This window comes from Bradyrhizobium sp. 62B (genome assembly GCF_030272265.2).
Lineage (GTDB): Bacteria > Pseudomonadota > Alphaproteobacteria > Rhizobiales > Xanthobacteraceae > Bradyrhizobium.
On sequence record NZ_CP092841.2, the window covers coordinates 3,314,943 to 3,338,187 of the forward strand.

The following is a 23,245-nucleotide window of genomic DNA, read 5'->3' on the forward strand; positions in this document are numbered from 1 at the left end:
ATATCGCCATGAGCTTTGAGACTGCAGGTTATCAACTGGCGCCGGTGCTGCCCGAGATCGTGCTGGCGATCGGCGCCATGGCTCTGCTGATGCTGGGCGCCTATCGCGGGCAGGGGACGACCGGCGCGATCACCTCGCTGGCGGTCGTGCTCCTGGTCGTGGTCGGCGTGCTCGAATACATGCTGCCCGCGGGCAAGCAGGTGACCTTCGGCGGCAGCTTCATCGTCGACGATTTCGCGCGCTTCATGAAGATCCTGGCCCTGATCGGCTCGGCGGTGACGCTGGTGCTGTCGACCGAATTCCTGTCGGATCCGTCGCGCCGCATCTTCGAATATTCCATCCTGGTGCTGCTCTCGACGCTCGGCATGATGGTGCTGATCTCGGCCGGCGATCTGATCTCGCTCTATCTCGGCCTCGAGTTGATGTCGCTGGCGCTCTACGTCGTGGCGGCCTCGAACCGCGACAACGCCAAGTCCACCGAAGCCGGCTTGAAGTATTTCGTCCTCGGCGCGCTGTCCTCGGGCATGCTGCTCTACGGCGCTTCGCTGATCTACGGCTTCACCGGCACGGTCAGCTTCACCGGCATCGCCGCGGCGGCGACGGTCTCGAATGTCGGCCTGGTGTTTGGCCTGGTCTTCCTGCTCGTCGGCCTGTGCTTCAAGGTTTCGGCGGTGCCGTTCCACATGTGGACGCCCGACGTCTACGAGGGCGCGCCGACCCCGGTCACCGCCTTCTTCGCCTCGGCGCCGAAGGTCGCCGCGCTCGCCGTGTTCACCCGCGTCACGCTGACCGCTTTCCCGGGCATCGTCTCGCAATGGCAGCAGATCCTGGTGTTCGTGTCGATCGCCTCGATGGCGCTCGGCTCCTTCGCCGCGATCGGCCAGACCAACATCAAGCGCCTGATGGCCTATTCCTCGATCGGCCACATGGGTTTTGCCTTGGTCGGCCTCGCTTCGGGCACGGTCGAGGGCGCGCAGGGTGTCCTGATGTACATCGTGATCTACGTCGCGATGACGCTGGGCTCGTTCTCGATCATCCTCGCCATGCGCCGCAACGGCCAGGCCGTCGAAGAGATCCGCGATTTCGCGGGTCTGTCGCGAACCAATCCGCTGCTCGCCTTCATGTTCGCGATGCTGCTGTTCTCGCTCGCCGGCATTCCGCCGCTCGCCGGCTTCTTCGCCAAATGGTACGTGTTCGTCGCGGCCATCAAGGCGAATTTGTTCACGCTCGCCGTCGTCGGCGTGCTGACCAGCGTGGTCGGCGCCTACTACTATCTCGCCATCGTCAAGACGATGTATTTCGACGAGCCGGCCGGCCAGGTCGATCCGGTGCGCGTCGAGGTGAAGACGGTGCTGGCGGTTTTCGGCCTGTTCAACATCCTGTTCGCGCTGTTCGCAGGTCCCGTGGTGAGCGTCGCCTCCGCCGCGGCAAAGTCGCTGTTTTAGGATGGCTTTCGCGCTCGGTCCTCGCGCATTGTCGGCGGGCTACAGGCTCGCAGCTTTCGAGCGGACCGGCTCGACCAATACCGAGGCGATCGAGCGCGCCAGGGCCGGGGAGCGCGGCTCGATGTGGTTCGTCACGTCCGAGCAGACCGCCGGCCGCGGCCGCCGTCAGCGGCCCTGGATCGCGCCGCGTGGCAATCTCGCCGCCAGCGTTCTCGAAGTCCTGGACGTGGCGCCGGCAATTGCCGCCACGATCGGCTTTGCCGCCGGTCTTGCCGAAGAAGCCGCGCTTGAGAAGGTCAGCCTCGAGGCTGCGCTCCGCCTCGGCGAGGGCCGTCCCCGCTACGCCCTGAAATGGCCCAATGACGTCCTGGCCGACGGCAAGAAGCTGGTCGGCATCGGCCTGGAGGCGGAGGCCATCGGCGATCGCCTTGCCATCGTCGTCGGCATCGGCACCAATGTCGTCGCCGCGCCCGAGGGCACCCCGACGCCCGCGGTGTCGCTCGCCGCGCTGGGCGTCCAGATCAGCGCGGAAGAGCTGTTCGCGGCGCTGTCCGACGCCTGGGTCGAGTTCCGCGGCATCTGGGACAATGGCCGCGGCTTTGCCGAGATACGCAAGCTGTGGCTGGCGCGCGCCGCCGGCCTCGGCGAGAAGGTCGCAATTCATACGGGGACGATGACGCTGGAAGGCATTTTTGACACCATCGACGACACCGGCTGCCTGATCGTCCGCACCCCGGAGGGCCGCCGTGTGCCAGTGGCCGCAGGCGAGGTGTTCTTCGGTCCGGTCCGCTCGGTGGGAGCTGCGTGATGGCGAAGCCCGAGGAACTGGTATTTGCGCCGCTCGGCGGCGTCGGCGAGATCGGCATGAACCTGTCGATCTACGGCCTCGGCAACCGCCAGCAGCGCGCGTGGATGGCGGTCGATCTCGGCGTCTCCTTCGGCGACGAGGAGCATCTGCCCGGCATCGACCTGATCATGCCCGACATCTCCTTCCTCGAGAAGGAGCGCAAGAACCTGATGGGCCTCGTGCTGACCCACGCCCATGAGGACCATTTCGGCGCCATCATCGATCTCTGGCCGAAGCTGAAATGCCCGATCTATGCGACGCAGTTCAGCGCCGCCTTGTTCGAGGCCAAATGCGCCGCCGAGCGCAACGCGCCGAAGATCCCGGTGACGGTGGTGCCGTCGGGCGGGCGCATCGACGTCGGCCCGTTCAACGTCGAGTTCATTCCCGTCGCGCATTCCATTCCGGAAGCGCACGCGCTGGCGATCCACACCTCGGCCGGCACGGTGCTGCACACCGGCGACTGGAAGATCGACCCGACCCCGACTTTGGGGCGTCCGACCGACGAGAAACGGCTGCGCGAGCTCGGCGACGAGGGCCTGCTCGCCCTGATCGGCGATTCCACCAATGCGGTGCGCGACGGCCGCTCGCCCTCGGAAGCCGAGGTTGCCCGGACCATCATCGACCTCGTCAAATCGGCCAAGGGCCGCGTTGCCGTGACCACGTTCGCCTCCAACGTCGCGCGCATCAAGGCCGTCGCCGCCGCTGCGAAAGCCGCCGACCGCGAGGTCGTCGTGGTCGGCCGCGCCATGGAGCGCGTGGTGCAGGTCGCGCGCGAGACCGGCTATCTCGACGGCGTGCAGAATTTCCGCTCGCCCGAGGTCTACGGCCACCTGCCGCAGGACAAGGTGCTGGCGCTGTGCACCGGCAGCCAGGGCGAGCCGCGCGCCGCGCTGGCGCGCATCGCCAATGACGACCATCCCGAGATCACGCTCAACCGCGGCGACAGCGTGATCTTCTCCTCGCGCACCATTCCCGGCAACGAGAAGGCCGTCGGCTCGATCATCAACAACCTCGTGCTGCAGGGCGTCGAGATCATCACCGACCGCGACGCGCTGGTCCACGTTTCCGGCCATCCCCGCCGCGACGAATTGCGCGACCTGATCGCCTGGACCCGGCCGCAGCTGCTGATCCCCGTCCATGGCGAGGCCCTGCATCTGCACGAGCACGCCAAGCTCGCGCGCGCCGCCGGCGTGCCGCGTGTGCTGGTCTGCCGCAACGGCGACCTCGTCAAGCTCGGCCCCGGCGATCCCGGCATCGTCGGCGAGGTCCCGTCGGGCCGTCTCTACAAGGACGGCACGATTTTGGAGGATTCCAAGTCCCGCGCCGTGGTCGAGCGGCGCCGCATGGCGTTTTCCGGCTGCGCCTTCGTCGCCATTGCCATGACCGAGCAGGGCGAGCTCGCCGACGATCCCGAGGTCGATCTGGTCGGCATCCCCGAGAAGAACCGGGCCGGCGACCCCTTCGACGACATCGTCTTCGATGCCGTGGTCTCCACAGTCGAGGGCCTGCCGAAGGCGCGCCGCCGCGATGCGGATGCGCTGGCTGAATCGGTGCGACGCGCTGTCCGGGCCGTCATCAACGAACATTGGGGCAAAAAGCCCCCCTGTCTGGTACACGTACTGACAGTCTAACGGGAGAGAACCATGCTGGGCCGGCTCAATCATGTCGCGATCGCGACCAAGGATGCCGTCAAGGCCGCGAAGATCTACGGCGCCGCGTTCGGCGCGCAGATCTCCGATGCCGTGCCGTTGCCCGAGCACGGCGTCATCACGGTGTTCGCCACGCTCCCCAACACCAAGATCGAGTTCATCGAGCCGCTTGGCGAGGCCTCGCCGATCGCAAAATTCGTCGAGCGCAACCCGGACGGCGGCATCCACCATGTCTGCTACGAGGTCGTCGACATCATTGCCTCGCGCGACACGCTGGTGAAGGAGGGGGCAAGGGTGCTCGGCGACGGCACGCCGAAGATCGGCGCCCATGGCAAGCCGGTGCTGTTCCTGCACCCGAAGGACTTTTCCGGTGCGCTGGTCGAAATCGAGCAGGCGTAAGGCCGTCCCATGGCGATCCAGATATCAACCGCGATCGCGATCTACTTCGTCATCTGGTGGGTCGCACTGTTCGTGACGCTGCCGTTCGGCGTGCGCAGCCAGCACGAGGACGGCGTCGGCACGCCTGGCACCGACCCCGGTGCGCCGATCCTGACCCGGATGGGCGGCAAGCTGATCTGGACCACGATCATCTCGGCCATCATCTACGGGATCGCCATGGTCGCCTATCACGCGGGCTATCTCTCCATCGAGCGCCTGTCGAAGCTGATGGGCATGCCGTTCTAGATTTTTTCATTTATATTGTTTCGAGGGGGAACGAATGACTTTTCAGAGGATCGTCATCGCGCTTCTGGTGCTGATCGTCGCCGGCCTCGGCGCCATCGGCTATGTCGAGTGGAAGATGGCGGTGCAGGTGCGAACGCTGAAGGCGTTCGTCGAGGGCTATGTCTTCAACGAGGCCGTGATGGCCTGCGAGCAGGCCAAGAGCTCGACGCCGTTCAAATGGAACGGCGGCAAGAGCACCTCGGTGATCGGGCTGAACTCGGTCAAAACAGACAAATACAATGTCAGCGCCAGCTACACGCTGGTGGCGGATCTCGTTTATTGTGATTACGATCCCATCAAAAGAAAGGCCGAGATCGGCTCGAGCTTCTTGGAGCGGGAGTAACGGTCCGGCCCATAGAGCATGATCCGGAAAGGTGTGACGGGCCTTTTCCGAGGAGATCATGCTCAAATAGGAGTGGGATGGGATCGTCATGGCGCAGGGGCAGGGGGACTACCGGATTCTGCATGAGGCGGCCTTGCGGGACTATCTCGCGGGCCTGCCGGACCTCAAGGCGCTCCTCGGCGGCGATCCCGCCGGCTGGACAATCACCGAGGTCGGCGACGGCAATCTCAACCTCGTCTTCATCGTCAAGGGCGCGCGGGGCGGCGTCGCCGTGAAGCAGGCGCTTCCTTACGTCCGCCTCGTCGGCGAAAGCTGGCCGCTGCCGTTGTCGCGGGCTCATTACGAATATCTGGCGCTATCGAAGCAGGCCCAGCTCGCACCCGGCCTCGTGCCGGCTTTGCTGCATCACAACGAGAATCTGGCGCTGACGGTGATGGAGCTGCTCGAGCCCCACATCATCATGCGCAAGGGGCTGGTTGCGGGAACGCAATATCCCGGCTTCGTGGGCGACATCACCACGTTCATGGCGCGGACGCTGTTCTTCACCTCCGACCTCGCGCTGTCCGCAGCCGAAAAGAAAGAGGGCATCGCGGCTTTCGCCGGCAACCACGCGCTCTGCAAGATCACCGAGGATCTGATCTTCACCGATCCGTACCGCATCGCCGAACAAAACCGCTGGACCGCGCCGTATCTCGATGCGCACGCGGCAAGCCTGCGCGACGACATGGAGCTGCACGTCGCGATCTCCCGGCTCAAGCTGAAGTTCATGGCAAGCCCCGAGGCGCTGCTGCACGGCGATCTCCACACCGGGTCGATCATGGTCACGGAGAGCCAGACGCGGGTGATCGATCCCGAATTCGCGTTCTACGGCCCGATGGGGTTCGACGTCGGCGCCGTGCTCGCCAACCTCCTGATGGCCTATTTCGCCTCCGCCGGCCACGAGCGTACGCCGGGCGAGCGGGCCGCGTTCGAGGCCTGGGTTCTGAAGACGGTGGAAGCGGTGTGGAGCGAGTTCGCGCGCAAATTCCTCGAGCTCTGGCGCGCCGGCGCCGCAGGCGATGCCTATCCCGCCTCGCTCTTCGCCGGCGAGAAGGGCGCCGCGCGGCTGGAGGCCGAGCGGCAATCCTACATGCAGCGCCTGTTCGCTGACACCATCGGCTTCGCCGCGGCGAAGATCATCCGCCGCATCTTCGGCCTCGCCCACAATATCGACTTCGAGCTGATCGAGGATGCGAAGAAGCGGGCGGAGAGCGAGGCGCGCGCCGTGCGGCTCGCGCGCGGGATGATGGTGGAGGCCGCGGCGTTTCGGACGATCGCCGATGTTACGGGTGCTGCGCGAAAGCTGAGGGACTGGCAGCCGGAATTGTCCGGCTGAAGACGTCGCGCGTGGAGCGCGCTCCACGTTCCGTCGTTGCGAGCGCAGCGAAGCAATTCGGAATCGCTAGGGGGGAAGGGGGTCCATCGGGTGCTCGTCCGATGACGCACCGCGTCAATCAGCGGCTTGCATCGCTGGGTGGATGCAACCTGACCTTCCGGAGTTCTCTCGAAGGGCCGGCCTCCCGGAACAGACATTGGTCTCCAGCAAAAACGAAGCTTGCATTCGATGGGCTGCGAATGATCAAATCTCTGATCGGCATGCACCTGCGTTGTTGGGGGACACATGATGTTCAGGATGATTGCGATCGTCGCGGGGTTGGGGCTGGCGCTCGCCGGCGCAGCGGAGGCCCAGACGCCGCGCAAGGGCGGAACCATCCGCATGACGGCGCCCTACGGATCGAGCTTCACCAGCCTCGACATTCACACCACGCAGCGCGCCCAGGACGAGATCTACGCCAAGGCGCTGCATCGCTCGCTCTACATCTGGAATTCCGCGGAAGGCAAACCGGTTCTGGAACTCGCCAAGGAGGACGTGGTCTCCGGCGGCGGTCTCGTTCACACCTTCAAGCTGCGCGACGACGCCTATTTCCACAACGGCCGCAAGATGACGGCGGACGACGTCATCTGGTCCTACAATCGCATCATGGACGGCACCAAGGCCTTTCCCGGCGCGCGATACGTCCGCGTGATCGAGGGCGCGGCCGCGGTCGAAAAGGGCCAGGCCAAGGAGATTTCCGGCCTGAAGAAGATCGACGATTTCACCATCGAGATGAAGCTGACTGAAAAGGTCGATCCGGGCTTCTACTTCTTCACCGCGTTGACCTCGATCTATCCGGCCGACGAGGGCGCCAAGGAGAGCTTCATCCAGAAGCCGATCGGCCTCGGACCGTTCAAGTTCGTCGAGCATGTGCCGGGATCGCGCATCGTGCTGGAGCGGTGGGACCGGTTCTACAAGCCCGGCAAGCCCTACGCCGACAAGATCGTCATGGCGGTCATGGGCGAGGCCGCGGCCCGCGATGTCGCTTTCCGCAACAAGGAGATCGACACCTCGGTGCTGGGACCTGCGCAATACGTCGCCTACCAGTCCGATGCCGCCCTCAAGGGCACCATCGTCGAGGTCGCCGAGGTCTTCACGCGCTATATGGGCATGAATCCCACGTTCAAGCCGTTTGCCGACAAGCGGGTCCGGCAAGCGATCAACTACGCGATCGATACCGATTTGATCATCAACAAGCTGGTCAAGGGCAAAGCCTACCGCGCCACCAGCTGGCTGCCGTTGACCGCTCCGGCCTACGACAAGGCCATGAAGCCGTACCCCTACGATCCCGCCAAGGCCAAGCAGCTGCTCACTGAAGCCGGCTATCCCCAAGGCTTCGAATTCGAATGGACCACCAGCCAGAACGAGAGCTGGGGCCTGCCGATCGTCTCGGCCGTCATCCCGATGCTGGACAAGGTCGGCATCAAGGCGAAGGTCAAGCAGGTCGAGACCGCGGTGCTGGCGGAGGTGGTTCGCACCGGCGACTACCAGGCCTTCATCTATTCCCAGGCGAGCGGCCCGGATCCGCTAGCTGCCCTCAAATGCTTCCACTCCGCGACGCCGCAGCCGGCGTGCAACTACATGACCTTCAAGAATGCCGATTTCGACAAGATCATCGACGAGGCCGGGCAGGCCGACGATCCCGCCAAGCGCATCCAGTTGCTGCAGAAGGCCAACGCGCTGCTCTATGAAGAGGCCCCGGTCTGGTTCTTCAACTACAACAAGGCGGTCATGGCGGTGCAGCCGTGGCTCAAGGGGATTCAGCTGAACGCGACGGAGCTGACCCATCAGAACGTCGAAGACCTCTGGGTCGACGAGACCTCGCCCGCGAAGTGACCTGCGCTCTCGCGCTCCCTCCATCGCCTCGCACGATGGAGGGAGAGAGGAACGGTGCCATGCTCTCCTTCCTGATCCGTCGCTTGCTGCAGACCATCCCGACCGTGCTGGCCGTCGTGCTGCTGGTTTTCGTGCTGTTCAGCGTCGTTCCCGGCAGCATCGTTTCCTCCATGAGCGACGACAGCGATCCGCAGGTCGAGCTGCGCATGAAGAAGCAGCTCGGTCTTGACCAGCCCGTCTATGTGCGTTTCGGAACCTACATCGCCCAGCTCGCGATCGGCGATTTCGGCACCTCGTTCCGGACGCGAGAACAGGTCACGACCATGATTGCCAAGCGGGCATGGCCGACGCTGCAGCTGATCTTCGCGGCCATGGCGTTTGCGATTGCGATCGGCGTCCCCCTGGGGTTCATCGCGGCGCTGAAGCCCGGCGGCATCGTCGATACGGTGGCGATGGTCGTGGCGGTGTCGGGCCTGTCCATCGCCAAATTCTGGCTTGGTCTCGTCCTGATGTACCTGTTCGCGTTGAAGCTCGGCTGGCTGCCGAGCTTCGGCTATGGCGACGGCGGATTGAAATATCTGCTGCTGCCGGCCATCACCCTCGGCGTCTCGCCGATGGCGCTGTTTGCCCGGACGACGCGGGCCGCGGTTCTGGAGATCATGACGGCTGATTTCGTCCGCACGGCGCGCTCCAAGGGTATGAGCGAAATCAGGGTCGTGAAGTGGCACGTGATGCGCAATGCGCTCGTCATCATCCTCACGACCGTCGGCCTGCAATTCGGCGGGTTGATGGGGCAGGCGGTCGTGGTCGAGAAGCTGTTCTCTTGGCCGGGCATCGGCTCGCTGCTGGTCGACAGCGTCCTGCAGCGCGACATTCCGGCCGTTCAGGGCTCCATTCTTGTGGTGGTGCTAGCCTTTCTCGCGATCAATCTGCTGATCGACGTGCTCTACGGCGTGATCGATCCCAGGATCAGATACGCATGAAGCTCCGCGCCAATCTCGTCATCGGTGGCGTTTTGTTCGCGCTGGCGATCGTGGTCGGCCTGCTGGCGCCGTGGATCGCGCACACCGATCCCGTCATGGACGCTAACCTGATGAATGCGGAAGAGCCGCCGAGCTGGACCTGGTGGTTCGGCACTGACGATCAGGGCCGCGACATCTATTCCCGCGTCGTGTACGGCGCGCGGGTCTCGCTGACGGTCGGCATCATCTCGCAGCTCATCAACAGCGTGATCGGCGTGGCCTTGGGGCTCAGCGCCGGCTATTTCGGCGGCTGGTGGGACGATTTCGTCAACGCCCTGACCAATCTCATGCTCGCGATCCCGTCGCTGATCTTCGCGCTGGCCATCATGGCGGTGCTCGGCCCCGGCCTGACCAGCCTGTTGATCGCGCTCGGGCTGACCAACTGGTCCTTCACCTGCCGGATCGCGCGGGCCTCGGCGCTGTCCCTGCGGAGCCAAGGCTATGTGCAGGCGGCGACCGTGCTCGGCTATGGCGATCTGCGCATCATGATCACGCAGCTGTTGCCGAACATGCTCGGACCGCTCATCGTGATCGGCACGCTCGGCATGGGCAGCGCGGTGTTGTCCGAAGCCGCCTTGTCGTTCCTCGGCCTCGGCGTCCGGCCGCCCTTTCCAAGCTGGGGCAGCATGCTGTCGGACGCCCGTGACCAGATCACGACGGCGCCGTGGCTCTCGGTATTTCCCGGCCTTGCCATCTTCCTGACGGTGCTCGGCCTCAATTTGCTCGGTGACGGCCTGCGTGACATTCTCGATCCGCAATCGCGGAGCCGGCGCACATGACCGGCACGCCGCTGATCGAAGTCGAGGACCTGCGTATCGATCTCGATGACGGATCCAGGAGGATGCCCGCGGCGGAGGGCGTCTCGTTCCGCATCGACCGCGGCGAGACCTTCGGCCTTGTCGGCGAATCCGGCTGCGGCAAGAGCATCACGGCGCTCGCTTTGATCGGCCTGCTGCGGCATCCCCTGTCGATCGGTGGCGGTGTGATCCGGTTCGACGGGAAAGAGATCCAGCACCTTTCGGCAGCCAGACAGCGCGAGCTGCGCGGCAACCGGATCTCGATGATCTTCCAGGAGCCGATGACGGCGCTGAACCCGGTCTCGCCCGTGGGCCGCCAGATCGCCGAGATGTTCGTGCTGCACAAGGGCAAGAGCTGGCGGGAAGCCAACCGGCTGGCGGTCGAGGCACTGGCAAGCGTCCGCGTGCCCGCGCCGGAGCGGCGGGTGAAGGACTATCCGCACCAGCTGTCCGGCGGCATGCGCCAGCGCGTGATGATCGCCATCGCGCTGGCCTGCGGCCCGGATCTGTTGATCGCCGACGAGCCGACCACCGCGCTCGACGTGACCGTGCAGGCCGAGATCATCGAGCTGATGCGCAATCTATGCGCCGAGCGGGGAACGGCGATCCTGATGATTAGCCACGATCTCGGCCTCGTCGCCAATGTCTGCCGCCGCGTCGCGGTGATGTATGCCGGCCGCATCGTCGAGGAGCGCGGTTCGGCCGATATTTTCCGCGCGCCCTCGCATCCCTATACCCAAGGTCTGGTGGCCTCGCTGCCGCGGCTCGGCAGCCGCGCCGCGCTCGGGCGGGCCAGGCTCCGGGAGATCGCGGGCGTCGTGCCCGCCATCACGAATTTCCCCGATGGCTGCCGGTTCAACCCGCGCTGCACGCAGGCGACGGAGATTTGCCGAACTGTTGTGCCGGAGACCGATGTGCTGGAGGCGGGCGGTCTGGTGAGGTGTCATCACCATGCATGAGCCGCAAAACATGCCGGGTGAGCACGGGGCTGACGACGATCTCATTCTCAGCGTCGAGGATCTCGCGGTTCATTTTCCGCTGGGCGGCGGCCTGCTGGGCCGCGGCCGGCGGCTGCTCCGGGCCGTGGACGGCGTTGACCTCAAGCTGAAGCGAGGCGAATGCCTCGGCCTCGTCGGCGAATCCGGCTCGGGCAAGTCGACGGTCGCCTTGTCGATCCTTGGCCTGCTGACGCCCACGCGCGGCCGCATCGTGCTGGACGGGGAGGTGGTGAAGACCAGGCAATCCGGCGACCGCAAGGCGTTGGCCCGCACCGTGCAAATGGTGTTTCAGGACCCCTATGCCTCGCTCAATCCCCGCCAGACGGTTCGCCGCACGTTGGAGGATCCCCTGCGGGTGCACGGGGTGACGGCGAAGAGCGAGATCGAGGACCGCGTCGCCGCCATGCTGCGGCATGTCGGCCTGCGGCCCGAACAGGCGGGCCGCTATCCGCACGAATTCTCCGGCGGCCAGCGCCAGCGCATCGGCATTGCCCGGGCCCTGATCCTCAATCCCAAGATCGTCATCTGCGACGAGCCAGTGTCGGCGCTCGACGTCTCGATCCGCGCCCAGATCATCAATCTGCTGCTGGAATTGAAGGAGACGCTTGGGCTCTCCTACATCATGATCAGCCACGACCTCGGCGTGGTCGAGCACATGAGCGACCGTGTCGCCGTGATGTATCTCGGCCGTATCGTCGAGAACGGCCACTGGCGCGAGATCTTCGAACGGCCCGCGCACCCCTACACGCGGGCCCTGATCGCCGCCATTCCCGATCCCTTGCACCACGCCCCGCTGGCGACCACGGGCGGTGACCTTCCCAACCCGCTCAATCCACCCAACGGCTGCGCCTTCAGCCCGCGCTGTCGTCACGCGGAAGCAGTGTGCCGGCACGAGCCGGGGCCGGTGCTGGAGACGCGCCCCGATGGGCACGCGGTGAGGTGCTGGCGGGCTGAAGAGATTGCGAGCAAAGCAGCGAACGCCGCTCTAGCCCCGTCACTCTGACATGACTTGGGATATTCAAAGCGCCGTGCTCATTTCAACCCGGCCAACACCACGTCACGGATCACCCGGATCGGCGGCATCCATTGCGTCTTGTCGGCGTAATTTCCGCAGGTGATGGCGACCACCACGCCGAAGTCAGGCATCGCGAACAGCCGCTGGCCGCCATAGCCGAAGCCACCGATCCAGTGCGTGATCGGGCGGTTCGGCGGCTGGCCGTATTGCAAATCGCCGCTGTACCAGAAATAGCCGTATCGGCGCTGCTCGTCGCAAGGGACGTAGGGCTGGAACGATTTCGCGAGCCAGTCCGCTGAGACGATCTGACGTCCGTCCCATTGCCCGCGGTTGAGGATCAATTGCCCGATGCGTGCCAGGTCGCGCGGCGTCATGCGCAGGCCGGAGGCGGGCGCCGGCTTTCCGTTGAAACCCTTGGTCCATTCGGTCGGGCCGATCCCGAGGGGATCGAACAGGTGCGCGCGGGCAAAATCCGGCAGCGACTGGCCGACGCTTTTCACCAGCAATTGCCCGATCAGCTCGGTGCCGGCGGCGCCGTAGATCCAGCGGGTGCCGGGATCTGAAATGAAAGGCCGGCTGAAGATGTAGCGCAGACGATCGGGCGCGCGCTCCATCCGGATTTCGCTGTTGTTGGGGTCCTGGTAGGGAATGTCCTCGTTCCAGTCGAACCCCAGCGTCATGGTGAGCGCATGCGCGACGGTCAGGCGCTGCAGGCGGGGATCGGTCGAGGCGTCGGCATAGTCGGGGAATTGCGCGATCAGCTTCTGGTCGGGCGCGGGCACCTTGCCGAGATCGAGCGCGATCCCGTAGAGCAGGCCGAGGATGCTCTTGGTGACCGAGCGCAAATCGTGCAGCGTGTCGGGGCCGAACGCGACGTGGCCGAGAGGAGCGCCCCAGGCTTCGTCCTCACCGGCAAAATAACGTTCGAGCACGAGCTTGCCTTCGCGCGTGACCACGACGCCGTGCAGGCCCCAGGCCCGCTTGTTCGCAATCAATCTGTCGAGCCGCTCATCGAGGTCGGAGGCGAAGCCCGCATCGGGCGGCGTTGTCGATTGCCATTGGAACGGAGCGGAGAGAAGCGGGCTGGCCGTCGTGAGAAGCGCACCTCCACCAAGGAGCGCGGCACGGCGATTGATTGTAGACATCGCGAATTTCTCAAATCGATTGGATGGCCGACGATGCGTCACGGACAGCCGCCACGACGACAGCGTGCTCCTGTTTTGCCCGACGTGTCAAACGCCCCTGTGGCGCCGCCTCGCGCCACCCCGCGCCAAATTCCTTAATGATTTGTACTGTGCATGGGGTTGTTTTCGCGTTTTTTGTTTTGGCGGCCGTCTACTCCGCCGTTTTTTCTCTCAAGCGCTGCGCATAGACGTTGATGACCAGCGCCGCCAGCAGGATCAGGCCGCGGATCAGGATCTTCAGGAAGCTGTCGATGTTGACGTGGTCGAGACCGTTGTTGAGAACACCGAGCACGAACAGCCCGACGATGGTGTTGCCGATGCCGCCGCGGCCGCCGAACAGGCTGGTGCCGCCGACGACGACGGCGGCGATGGAGTCGAGCAGATAGGTGTCGAACTCGTTCTGCTGCGCGCTGCCGAAATGGGCGACGCCGAGCATGCCGCCGATGCCGGAGCACACCGCCGAGATCACCATGACGGCGCCGAGGATGAGCTTGACGTTGAGGCCGGAATATTCGGCGGCCTCGCGGTTGCCCCCGACCATGTAGACGTAGCGGCCGAAGCGCGTGTAGGTCAGCACCAGGTGGCCGCCGAGCAGCATGATGGCGGCGACGATGACGATCCAGGGAATGCCACTGACCGAACCGGAGCCGAGCGTCGTGATCAGGCTCGGCACCTTGTAGGCGATCTGGCCGCGCACCAGCAGCGCCGAGATGCCGGCGGCGATCTGCATCATCGCCAGCGTCATGATGAAGGAGGGGATGCCGATCACGGTCAGCCCCAGCGCATTGACGAGACCGAGCAGGGCGCAGAGCAGGATCGACAGGATGATCGCAACGGCGCCGGGCAGCGGGATGTTGGCGATGTTGACGTAGGATTCTTGCAGCGTGAAATAGGCGACGGCAATGCCGGTGACGTTGGCGATGCTGGCGATCGACAGGTCGATCTCGGCGCAGAGGATCACGAAGGTGAGGCCGACCGCGATGATGCCGGTCACCGACACCTGAGTCAGGATGTTGCCGAGATTGTCGAGCGTCGCGAAAGAGGGGCTGGCGAAGGCGAAGAAGGCGGACAGGAAGATCAGGGTGAGGAACGGGGCGATGTTGCGCATCTGCGAGCGCAGGAAGGGCGCAAGGCCCCGCGCTCGCTGCCCCGCCGCCAAAGCCGTGTCACTGCTCATGTGCTTCTCCGTCACGCCGCTTCCAGCAGGCGGTCCTTGCTGACTGGCTCGTTCTTGAATTCCCGCACCAACGCGCCGCGCTTGAGCACGAGGATGCGGTCGGCCAGCGACAGCACCGTTTCCGGCTCGGTCGACAGCACGATGATCGCGAGCCCCTTGGTGCGGAGGTCGCGGACGATATTGATGACGTCGTTCTTGGCGCCGACATCCATGCCGCGGGTTGGCTCGCACAGCACCAGAAGCTTGGGCGGATAGGTCAGCCATTTCGCCAGCGCAACCTTCTGCTGGTTGCCGCCGGAGAGCATGCCGAGATCGAGGCCGACCACGGGCGGCCTGATCTGGAGCTGCTCGACCTGACGCTGCGCGATGTCGCGCTCCTGCGCGGGCTTGAGCAGCAGCGACGAGATGCGATCGAGGATGCTGATCGAGATGTTCTTGTAGACCGGCTCCTGGTGAAACAGCATGTCGCGTCGGCTCTCCGGCACCAGCGCCACGCCGGCGCGCCGCGCCGCCGCCGTGCTGGCGAAGGTCTTGGGCTGACCCTCGACAAGAAGCGTGCCGCTGTCCGGCTTCAGCTTGCCGAACAGGATGCGCGACAGCTCCTGCTGGCCGCAGCCCATGAAGCCGTAGATACCGAGAACTTCGCCGGCGCGCGCCTCGAAGGAGATGTCCTTCAGACTGCGGGACAGCGAGAGCTGATCGACCTTGAGAACGGTCTGGCTGTCACGCGGCTGCGGCAGCATCAGATCGTCGGTGTAGCTGTGCTCGAGCGCCTCGCCGCCGCGGCCGATCATGGCCTCGATCAATGCGCCCTTGCTGGTCGCGGCGCTGGCGGTCTCCGCGACCTTCCGCCCGTTCCGGAACACGGTGACCGTATCGGAGACCAGCAGGATGTCCTCGATGAAATGCGAGATGAAAACGATGCTGGTGCCTTGCTCGCGCAGCCGACGGAGCGTCGCGAAGAGACGCTCGACCTCGGGCGGGGAAAGTGCGGAGGTCGGCTCGTCCAGGATGACGATGCGGGCACCGGAGAACAGCACGCGCGCGATCTCGATCAGCTGCTGCAGCCCGATGGGCAGATCGCCCAGCCGCGACATCGGATCGACGTCGATGCCGAAGCGGGCGAGCTGCTCGCCGGCTTCGTGGGCCATCCGCCGCCATTGCACGAGGCCGAGCGCATTGGTCGGCTGGTGCCCAGGAAGACGTTCTCGGCGACCGTGAGATCGGGCGCGACACTGAGCTCCTGGTGCACCATGGCGATGCCGGCGGCGTGCGCATCGCGCGCCGAGCGGAAATGCGTCTCCGCCCCGTCGATCAGGAAGCGGCCGGAGAACTCGGTGTGCACGCCGGCGATGATCTTCATCAGCGTGCTTTTTCCAGCGCCGTTCTCGCCGACGAGACCGTGGATCTCGCCGGGATGGAGCGCAAAATCGACGCCACGAAGGGCTTCGACGCCGCCGAAGCTCTTCGTGATGCCCTGCAGTTCAAGGATGGGCGAACGACCCTCTGACATGAAAGTTCAGGTCTTGGAGGCTCAGATCAGGAAGTGATCCTGCATCCATTGCATCCCTGCGGCGTTGGCCTTGGTCACGACCGGACCGTCGGTGACGACGTTCTTGGGAATGCCCTGTCCGCTCTTCTCGCCGCCGACCACGGCGGAGACGCCGGCGATGACGGCGCCGCCATGGATGCGGCAGGAGGGGTTGCGGACGGTTGCGAACATGCGGCCTTCGCTCACCGCCTGGATCGCCGGCGGCATGGCATCGACGCCGCCGATCAGGATGTTGGTGCGGCCGCGGGCCTTCATGATGTTGGCGGCGGCGAGCGCCATGTCGTCATTGTGGAAGAAGGCCGCGTCGATCTGGGGATACTTCGTGAGGTAGGTCTCCCAGAGCCGGGCGGTCTTCGACACGTCCCAGTCGGCGGGCTGGGTGTCGAGCACCTCGATCCCCGGGAATTGCTTAACCGTGTTGGTGAAGCCCTTGGCCCGTCCTTGCGCGCCGGTGTGGCCGAGCGCGCCCTGCGTCATGATGATCTTGCCCTTGCCGCCCATCGCATTGCACAGCGCCTGCGTCACCGAGGCGCCCATGAACTCGTTGTCGGGAGCGAGGAAGGAGTGCACGTTGATCTGGTCGAGCGGCGCGATCAGCGTGTCCATGTCGATCACGGGCGTGCCGGCGTCGATCATCTTCTGCACGGGCTGGGTGAGGGTGCCGATGCCGAAAGCCTGGATCGCGACGAAGTCCCATTTCTGCGAAGCCATGTTGTCGATCGCGGCGCGCTGCTTGACGGCGTCGAGCTGGCCGTCGAACCAGGTGACCTCGACGTTGAACAGCTTGCCCCAAAACTCCGCAGCCTGCTTGCCCTGCGCGCACCATGTGGCCTGCAGGCCCGCATTGGAGAATGCCGCCTTCAGCGGCTTCTCGCTGCGCCCGACCTCGGCGGCCAATGCGGGGTTTATCCCCATGCTGCCGAGCAGGGCAGCACCGGCGCCGGCGGTCGCGGCCGCCTGAAGAAGATCGCGCCTCGTCGTCGAGAAATCTTTCGTCCCGGACATCGCTCGCTCCCATAAAATTTTATCGTCGGCGCGTCATTGGTTGCGCGACCGATGGCGAAAGTGTCTCACAAGAGTTGGCGTCACTCAATCTGCAATCACTCGCTGTGATGGCAGCAAGCCGCGTTGGTGCAGCGCAAAGTGTCAGACCGCTGCGCCGGCGAATGCATCGATTTCGACGAGCAACTGGTCCCAGGCGCTTGCGATCTCGATTGACCATTGATCGCCGAGCAGGTCGCGCAGGCAATCCCTGATGATGGCGAAGAACGCGATGAACAGCTCGCGCGGAGTGCCGTAGCCATCGTGCGAGACGACTTCGCAAGCGATCAGCCGGAAATGTCTGCGGCGCTGACCGGCGAAATCGAGGATGGCCTCGATCGCGAGCGCGAGCATCGAGCCCTTCACGAGGTCGCGGCCATCCGAGCGGAACATCGCTTGCGTTTCGGGATGCGCATCGAACAGGCGTTGGTAGACGAGGGGTGTCAGATCCGCGCAACGTGAGGCGGCGAGCTCGAAGCTGATTTCGATCGGATTTGACGAAGCATTCATCGGTGCTTCAGCCGCCTGCCGACGAAGCTTGCAGACAAAAAAAGAGCGGGGCCCTGGCCCCGCTCAAAAATTGTGTCGACCCTATTATCCCCGATTCTAAGATTTGCTCTTGATTGGCGGGGCGACGCTGCATTTTGCGCGTCAGGGGCTCCTCCCGAGACTTGGACCACCAGACTTCGACCTCGCGGCCAGTCTGAGCGAGGCGGATGCTAGATCAACTTTTCTCACTTGTCATCATTTTCGGCAACGAATGTTCAAAATTCGATCAGTAGACGAAATGATTGGGCGTCGTTGCTTGCAAGTATATGACAAATATAAGAAATTTTTGGATGGCCGGGCCGTTTGAGATGCCTCAAATGCCCCATCCCGGTCCCGTGCTGAGTTACCGTCGCCACGGTTTTCGTCAAATTTGCGCTGGGCCAAGAAGGCGGCGGAACTGATCTCGACTTGGGGCGTGGCACGGTGTTTAGTTAGTGGACGAACGAACGGTTCGGTGGATGCGCGCACGGCTACAAAAATTCCTGCCTCTGGTCCTGCTCGCTTTGGCGATGCAGGTGCTGGCGCCGATTGCCGCCTGCTGGGCGACGGGCCTTGCAGTTTCCGATCCGTTGTCTGCCGGCGTCATCTGCCACAGTCCTAGCGAGCCGGGCGGCAATGACCAGACTGGCGTGCCGATCGCGCATGCGGGCGCCTGCGCCATGTGCTGCCTGGCCCAGGCCAACGCATCGCTCGATTCGCCGACGCCCGCCGCACTCCCGAGTCCCTTCCGCCATGCCGAGCGGGTGGTCTGGCATCCGGCGGATGAGGCCGCCATTGCCGTTCACACGGGCTCGAGCGCCCGGGCGCGCGCCCCGCCTCAATTTTCTTGACGTCACGACGAACCGAACCGTCGGCGCGCGCTGTTGTGGTGCTGACGGCGTGCTCAATGACCGGCCGACGTGCCGGATGTCAGGAATCTAGGAAATGTTACGCATTCGTGCGATGGGGCGCGCGGGCTTGCCCGTGCTCCTCGGACTGGTGTCCCCGATCGGTTCAGACGCGCTCGCCCAGACTGCCTCGGAAGCGATCCCCGCGGTCACGGTCGAAGCGCCGCAGAGGTCCCCTCCCAAACCCGTCACACGGTCCTCGCGACTGCGCGCCGCCTCGACGGCCAGCGCGGCGCGGCCGGTCGCGCCGAACGCGACCGACGGCGCTGGGGGACAAAACAACACGAGAAGCGCCGGCGAAGTGCGGGCCGGCCTCAACCAGTCGCCGGCCGGCCAGACCGCCACCACCATCGATCGCAGCCAGTTCGACAATCGCCCGTCGTTCTCGGTCAGCGACGTCCTGCGCGACAGCCCGGGCATTTCGATCAAGCAGGGCAATGGTCCCCGGGATTTCGGCATCTCGATTCGTGGCTCCAACGCGAGGAACGGCTTCGCCATCCGCAATCTCGTGATCTTCGAGGACGGCTTCCCGGTGACGCAGCCGGACGGCCTGTCGCGCAGCGACCTGATCGATCCCCACGCCTATGGGGCGATCGACGTGATCCGCGGTCCCTCGTCGGCGCTGTACGGGAACTACGCGACCGGCGGCGCGCTCAATTTCCGGACACGGCCCGGCGGAACGATCGACGGCGTCGAATATGGCGTCGACGGCGGCAGTTACGGCTATCTCAACAATTACCTGGCGGCCGGCAAGAAGGTCGGGAATTTCGAGGCCTCGCTGTTCGCCAGCGACACGAGGGGCGACGGCTATATCGGCAACAGCTGGTTCAACACCCAGACCGTCAACTTCCTTGGTACGCTCCAGGCGACGCCGGACGATCGCTTCACGGTCAAGATCATCAACAATGACCTCAGCGCGCGGCTGCCGCTCCGGCAGTCGCTGAACCAGTTCTACACCAATCCCTTCCAGCAGGGGTGCACGACGGGCGCGGCGCTTGCTGCCGGATGTCCCACTGTGTCGCTTTTCAGGAACGGCTTTAACGGTGGCAAGGATACCGAGACGGCGACGCAAGCAGGTCTTGGGCGAACCGATCGGCGAACCATTGTCGGAGGACGATGGGAGCACGACTTCGACAACACGATGACATGGCGGAACCAGTTCGTCTTCGACGACAGGAACATCAGCCAGCCGACCGGTGCGACCAGCGCGATCGGCGATTTCCCCTCGTACAACTATATGAGCGACATCACCAAGCGCGGCGAAATCTTCGGCATGGAGACGACCACGTTTGTCGGCGCCTGGTACAATATGCTGGCGGCGTCGAGCGATACGCGCAACGTCATGCCGGGCGGCAACGCGACGCTGGGATTGATCTCGGCCAACACTTACAGCGATACGTCCAATTACGGGATACGGGCGAGGGAGGAACTGAAGCTCACGCCTGACCTGACCGCGATCGCCGGAATTGGGTGGGAAACCACTATTCTGAAGGGCGTCAATACCCGCTACACTTACAATACGATCAACGTTCCGGTCGCCACGATACCTACGCCCACCACCGTCAACCGCAGGATCGAGAACACGGCTCCCGAATTGGCGCTGCTCTACAGGCTCAATCAAGAATGGCAGTTTCGCGGACGGGTTGCGACCGGATACGGAACGCCGCAGGTGTCGAACCTGTTCGTTCTTCCGAATGGCGATTTCGGCAACAACACTCAGCTCCAGACGCAGACCAATGTCGGCTACGATCTCGGGTTCGATTGGACGCCGAGCAATGCGGTCAAGTTGAGTGCCACCGCGTTCTATGAGTTCTTCCGGAATGAGCTGGTCAGTCAGGCCGCGAGCAATCCGAACGCCAGCAACGCGACCTATATGTTCAACGCGCCGCGGTCGGAGCATCGTGGCATTGAGCTTGCCGCGGACTGGAAGTTCTATCCGGGCTGGCGGTTCATGATCGCCTACACCTATCTCGACGAGGTCTATACCGAATATGTCGAGAACATCACCAAGGGGGCTGTGTTCAGTTTCAACCGTGCCGGCAACAAAATTCCCGGTATCTCGCCCAATGAGCTGACAGCCCGAATTGGTTACGACGAGTTCGCTGGGCCACTGGCGGGCCTGGGAGGCTTCGTCGAGGTCCAATGGAAGGATTCCTTCTACATGGACAATGCCAATCTGCTGAAGGCTCCGGGCTACGAGCTGGTCAACGTCAACGTTCACTACAAGACTGACCTCGTGTCCGACACCTTCAGATCCCTGAACCTGTTCCTCGAGGTGAGAAACGTGTTCGATCGCACCTACGTCGCGTCGGCAAACAACGTCGGAAATTCGGTTTCGGCGACTGGCACGCCAGATGCTGCGAGCACGCTCGCAAACACGACAGGGTCGATCTACGCCGGCTCGCCACGCACGTTCGTTGCGGGTATGAAGGTGGCATTCAAATGATCCGGACTCTCGAGGGGAGTGGGACCATGATCCGAACTGGCGTGCTCGCGATCGTCGCGCTCGCATTCGCGCATGGTCCGGCGCTCGCGCAGATGCGCGCCCCACCTGCATCTGAAGCAGCCTGCGACGAGCCGACGCTACGTTGTGCGACTAAGGCGACGCCTGCGTTCGGTCCTGACGGGACGCTGTGGCTGGTGTGGATGGCGGGAGGGCAGGTCTCGGTCGCAAGTTCGCAGGATGAGGGGCGCCATTTTTCGGCACCGACGGAGGTCACGACGAAGAAGCTTAACCTCGATTGGGGGCCGGATGCGAGGCCGAAGATCGTGGTCGACCGCAAGGGCGGCATCGCGCTCGCGTTCTCGACCTTCAGGGACGAGGCCTTCAATGGCCAGGTGCTCACTACGCGCTCGGCCGACGGAGGGAAGAGCTTTGCCGAGCTGAAGCCGATCACCGCCAGCAACGAGAGCCAACGCTTCGAGGCGCTGGCGCTTGATCAGGATGGAACTGTCTTTGCGGCGTGGCTGGACAAGCGCAATCGCATTTTTGCGAAGGAGGCGGGACAGAAGTACGAGGGAGCCGGGCTGTTTTTCACCTCGTCCAGCGACGGTGGCACCACCTACGCAGAAGCGAAGCTGGCGCGCGAGGGCACCTGCGAATGCTGCCGGTTGGGGCTGGCTTTCGCTGCGCCCGGGCGGCCAGTCGCGATCTTCAGGAACATATTTGCGGGCGGCGTGCGCGACCACGCGGTCATGACGTTCACTGATGTCGCGACGCCGGGTGAGGTCCGCCGGGTCAGCAATGACGACTGGCAGATCAATGCGTGTCCGCATCACGGCCCGAGCATCACCGTTGCGCCGAACGGGACCTATCACGTCGCCTGGTACACGAACGGGAAGGCGCGAAAGGGATTGTTCTACGCGCACTCCCGCGACGAAGGCCGCACCTTCTCCGCACCCCTGGCGCTGGGGCAGCCGGGCCGTAACCCGACGCGCCCCTTCGTGCTTGCCGGCCCTGCGGGGACCGTGATGGTCTGGAAGGAGTTCGACGGCGAGAAGACCTCGGTCCAGATGGCGATCTCCCGCGATGATGGCGAAACCTGGTCGCCGCCGAAGACCATATCGAGCACGAGCGACACCTCCGATCACCCCTTGCTGGTCTCCAACGGCAAGCGGACCTACTTGTCGTGGATGACGAAGGCGGACGGCTATCGGCTCACACCTATCGAGGACCAGCCATGAGATTTCGATTTGCAGGCATCGCCGCTCTCATCGTTCTGATCGTTTCGGTGGCTGCGCTCGGCGCGTCTCCCGCGCTGAAGCCATTCGAACGCGGCACCTGGCAAGGCGTCCTCAAAGGGCACGCCGGCCGCCCCGTGCTCGTGCATTTCTGGGGCGTGACCTGCGGACCCTGCAAGGTCGAGCTGCCGTTGCTCGGGCAGTTCGCCAAGGAACATCCCGAGGTCGACATCGTCACGGTCAGCGCTGATCTCGTGCCGAACCTGCCGGGGGCGACGCAGGCGATGCTCGACAAGGCGGGCCTGTCGTCGACCGAGAACTTCATCTTCAACGACGGCTTCGTCGAGCGTTTGCGGTTCGAGATCGACCCGGCTTGGCAGGGTGACATCCCGAGGACCATGCTCATTTCCCGGGAAGGGACCGTCACGACGATCGAAGGCTCGGCCGAAATGGCCGATCTCGAAAAATGGTCGGCGCAACAGCGCTCCAAACATTAAAGTTCAGTCTGCAAAGGGAATACCGATATGAAGACCATCTCGAAAAACGTGCTGTTGGCTGCGTTCGCTCTTGCGATCTGCGCGGCGCCGGCGCTCGCCGACGATATCAAGGCCGGCGATCTCGTCATCTCGCAGGCGTGGAGCCGTGCGACACCGGGCGGCGCAAAGGTTGCCGGCGGCTACCTCGTCATCGAGAACAAGGGAACAGCGCCGGACAGACTGGTCGGTGCGTCCGCCGATATCGCCGGCAAGACCGAGATTCACGAGATGGCGATGGACAATGGCGTCATGAAGATGCGTCCGCTCGACAAGGGGCTCGCCGTCGATCCCGGCAAGACGGTTAAGCTCGCGCCCGGCGGCAATCATCTGATGCTGCAGGAGCTGAAGGGCCCGTTCAAGCAGGGCGACAAGGTGCCGGTGACGCTGCAATTCGAGAAGGCCGGCAAGGTCGCCGTCTCCCTCGACGTCCAGGGCGTCGGCGCGCAGGCCCCCGGCGATGCCGGGCATTCCGGTCACATGGACATGAAGAAGATGCCGGACCATTCGGGAATGAAGATGAAATGAGTCCGATCCGGGCTTTCGGGAGAC

The 23,245-nt window shown here is 64.3% G+C and carries 21 protein-coding genes and 1 pseudogene; 17 read left to right on the plus strand and 5 right to left on the minus strand.

The features are described from left to right. Nucleotides 1–8 precede the first annotated feature (8 nt). From nuoN to ML401_RS15570, 12 genes are all read left to right on the plus strand, one after another. Complete coding sequence (gene nuoN, locus ML401_RS15515; protein WP_194407850.1) at nucleotides 9–1,445, plus strand: NADH-quinone oxidoreductase subunit NuoN; 1,437 nt, start codon at nucleotides 9–11, stop codon at nucleotides 1,443–1,445. Nucleotide 1,446: 1 nt separating this feature from the next. Continuing rightward, nucleotides 1,447–2,253, plus strand: a complete 807-nt coding sequence (locus tag ML401_RS15520) for a biotin--[acetyl-CoA-carboxylase] ligase (RefSeq protein WP_285812389.1) — start codon at nucleotides 1,447–1,449, stop codon at nucleotides 2,251–2,253. After that, nucleotides 2,253–3,923, plus strand: a complete 1,671-nt coding sequence (locus ML401_RS15525; protein ID WP_259207252.1) for a ribonuclease J — start codon at nucleotides 2,253–2,255, stop codon at nucleotides 3,921–3,923. Before ML401_RS15520 ends, ML401_RS15525 begins: the two co-directional genes overlap by 1 nt. Before the next feature lie 12 nt (nucleotides 3,924–3,935). Next, a complete protein-coding gene (gene mce / locus ML401_RS15530; RefSeq protein ID WP_211416805.1) occupies nucleotides 3,936–4,340 on the plus strand; it encodes a methylmalonyl-CoA epimerase in 405 nt (134 codons plus the stop codon). A 9-nt stretch (nucleotides 4,341–4,349) separates the two neighbouring features. Further along, a complete protein-coding gene (locus ML401_RS15535; RefSeq protein WP_211416806.1) occupies nucleotides 4,350–4,625 on the plus strand; it encodes a DUF1467 family protein in 276 nt (91 codons plus the stop codon). Nucleotides 4,626–4,659: 34 nt separating this feature from the next. After that, a complete protein-coding gene (locus ML401_RS15540) occupies nucleotides 4,660–5,007 on the plus strand; it encodes a hypothetical protein (RefSeq protein WP_194407854.1) in 348 nt (115 codons plus the stop codon). A gap of 88 nt (nucleotides 5,008–5,095) precedes the next feature. Continuing rightward, the gene (gene mtnK / locus ML401_RS15545; RefSeq protein ID WP_285812390.1) at nucleotides 5,096–6,382 is read left to right on the plus strand and encodes an S-methyl-5-thioribose kinase; all 1,287 of its coding nucleotides are present in this window, start codon (nucleotides 5,096–5,098) and stop codon (nucleotides 6,380–6,382) included. Nucleotides 6,383–6,667: 285 nt separating this feature from the next. After that, a complete protein-coding gene (locus ML401_RS15550) occupies nucleotides 6,668–8,257 on the plus strand; it encodes an ABC transporter substrate-binding protein (protein ID WP_285812391.1) in 1,590 nt (529 codons plus the stop codon). 59 nt (nucleotides 8,258–8,316) lie between these two features. Next, entirely contained in the window at nucleotides 8,317–9,240 is a 924-nt protein-coding gene (locus ML401_RS15555) for an ABC transporter permease (RefSeq protein WP_259214923.1), read from the plus strand. Next, complete coding sequence (locus ML401_RS15560) at nucleotides 9,237–10,058, plus strand: ABC transporter permease (protein ID WP_285812392.1); 822 nt, start codon at nucleotides 9,237–9,239, stop codon at nucleotides 10,056–10,058. Before ML401_RS15555 ends, ML401_RS15560 begins: the two co-directional genes overlap by 4 nt. Then, nucleotides 10,055–11,035 (plus strand): ABC transporter ATP-binding protein, encoded by a 981-nt coding sequence (locus ML401_RS15565; protein WP_194407858.1) that lies wholly within the window; start codon nucleotides 10,055–10,057, stop codon nucleotides 11,033–11,035. Before ML401_RS15560 ends, ML401_RS15565 begins: the two co-directional genes overlap by 4 nt. Further along, the gene (locus tag ML401_RS15570; RefSeq protein WP_285812393.1) at nucleotides 11,028–12,077 is read left to right on the plus strand and encodes an ABC transporter ATP-binding protein; all 1,050 of its coding nucleotides are present in this window, start codon (nucleotides 11,028–11,030) and stop codon (nucleotides 12,075–12,077) included. Before ML401_RS15565 ends, ML401_RS15570 begins: the two co-directional genes overlap by 8 nt. A 29-nt stretch (nucleotides 12,078–12,106) precedes the next feature. Here ML401_RS15570 and ML401_RS15575 read toward each other — a convergent pair whose 3' ends face one another. From ML401_RS15575 to ML401_RS15595, 5 genes and pseudogenes are all read right to left on the minus strand, one after another. After that, nucleotides 12,107–13,234, minus strand: a complete 1,128-nt coding sequence (locus ML401_RS15575) for a serine hydrolase (RefSeq protein WP_285812394.1) — start codon at nucleotides 13,232–13,234, stop codon at nucleotides 12,107–12,109. Between the two features lie 190 nt (nucleotides 13,235–13,424). Beyond that, nucleotides 13,425–14,450: an ABC transporter permease gene (locus tag ML401_RS15580; protein WP_211416812.1), complete on the minus strand. Its 1,026-nt coding sequence runs from the start codon at nucleotides 14,448–14,450 to the stop codon at nucleotides 13,425–13,427. Nucleotides 14,451–14,461: 11 nt separating this feature from the next. Further along, nucleotides 14,462–15,963, minus strand: a pseudogene (locus tag ML401_RS15585) (sugar ABC transporter ATP-binding protein). Between the two features lie 21 nt (nucleotides 15,964–15,984). Then, entirely contained in the window at nucleotides 15,985–17,007 is a 1,023-nt protein-coding gene (locus ML401_RS15590) for a sugar ABC transporter substrate-binding protein (RefSeq protein ID WP_194407862.1), read from the minus strand. 141 nt (nucleotides 17,008–17,148) lie between these two features. Next, entirely contained in the window at nucleotides 17,149–17,553 is a 405-nt protein-coding gene (locus ML401_RS15595; protein ID WP_285812395.1) for a globin, read from the minus strand. 497 nt (nucleotides 17,554–18,050) lie between these two features. Between ML401_RS15595 and ML401_RS15600 the strand changes: the two genes are divergently transcribed. From ML401_RS15600 to ML401_RS15620, 5 genes are all read left to right on the plus strand, one after another. Next, nucleotides 18,051–18,422, plus strand: a complete 372-nt coding sequence (locus ML401_RS15600; RefSeq protein WP_211416815.1) for a DUF2946 domain-containing protein — start codon at nucleotides 18,051–18,053, stop codon at nucleotides 18,420–18,422. Nucleotides 18,423–18,516: 94 nt separating this feature from the next. Continuing rightward, complete coding sequence (locus tag ML401_RS15605; RefSeq protein WP_285812396.1) at nucleotides 18,517–20,925, plus strand: TonB-dependent receptor; 2,409 nt, start codon at nucleotides 18,517–18,519, stop codon at nucleotides 20,923–20,925. A 26-nt stretch (nucleotides 20,926–20,951) separates the two neighbouring features. Continuing rightward, nucleotides 20,952–22,163, plus strand: a complete 1,212-nt coding sequence (locus tag ML401_RS15610; RefSeq protein ID WP_259214925.1) for a sialidase family protein — start codon at nucleotides 20,952–20,954, stop codon at nucleotides 22,161–22,163. Then, on the plus strand, nucleotides 22,160–22,657 hold the full coding sequence (locus ML401_RS15615) for a TlpA disulfide reductase family protein (RefSeq protein WP_285812397.1): 498 nt from the start codon (nucleotides 22,160–22,162) through the stop codon (nucleotides 22,655–22,657). The genes ML401_RS15610 and ML401_RS15615 overlap by 4 nt, the downstream gene beginning before the upstream one ends. Nucleotides 22,658–22,684: 27 nt before the next feature. Beyond that, entirely contained in the window at nucleotides 22,685–23,221 is a 537-nt protein-coding gene (locus ML401_RS15620; protein WP_259207406.1) for a copper chaperone PCu(A)C, read from the plus strand. The last annotated feature ends 24 nt before the right edge of the window (nucleotides 23,222–23,245 follow it).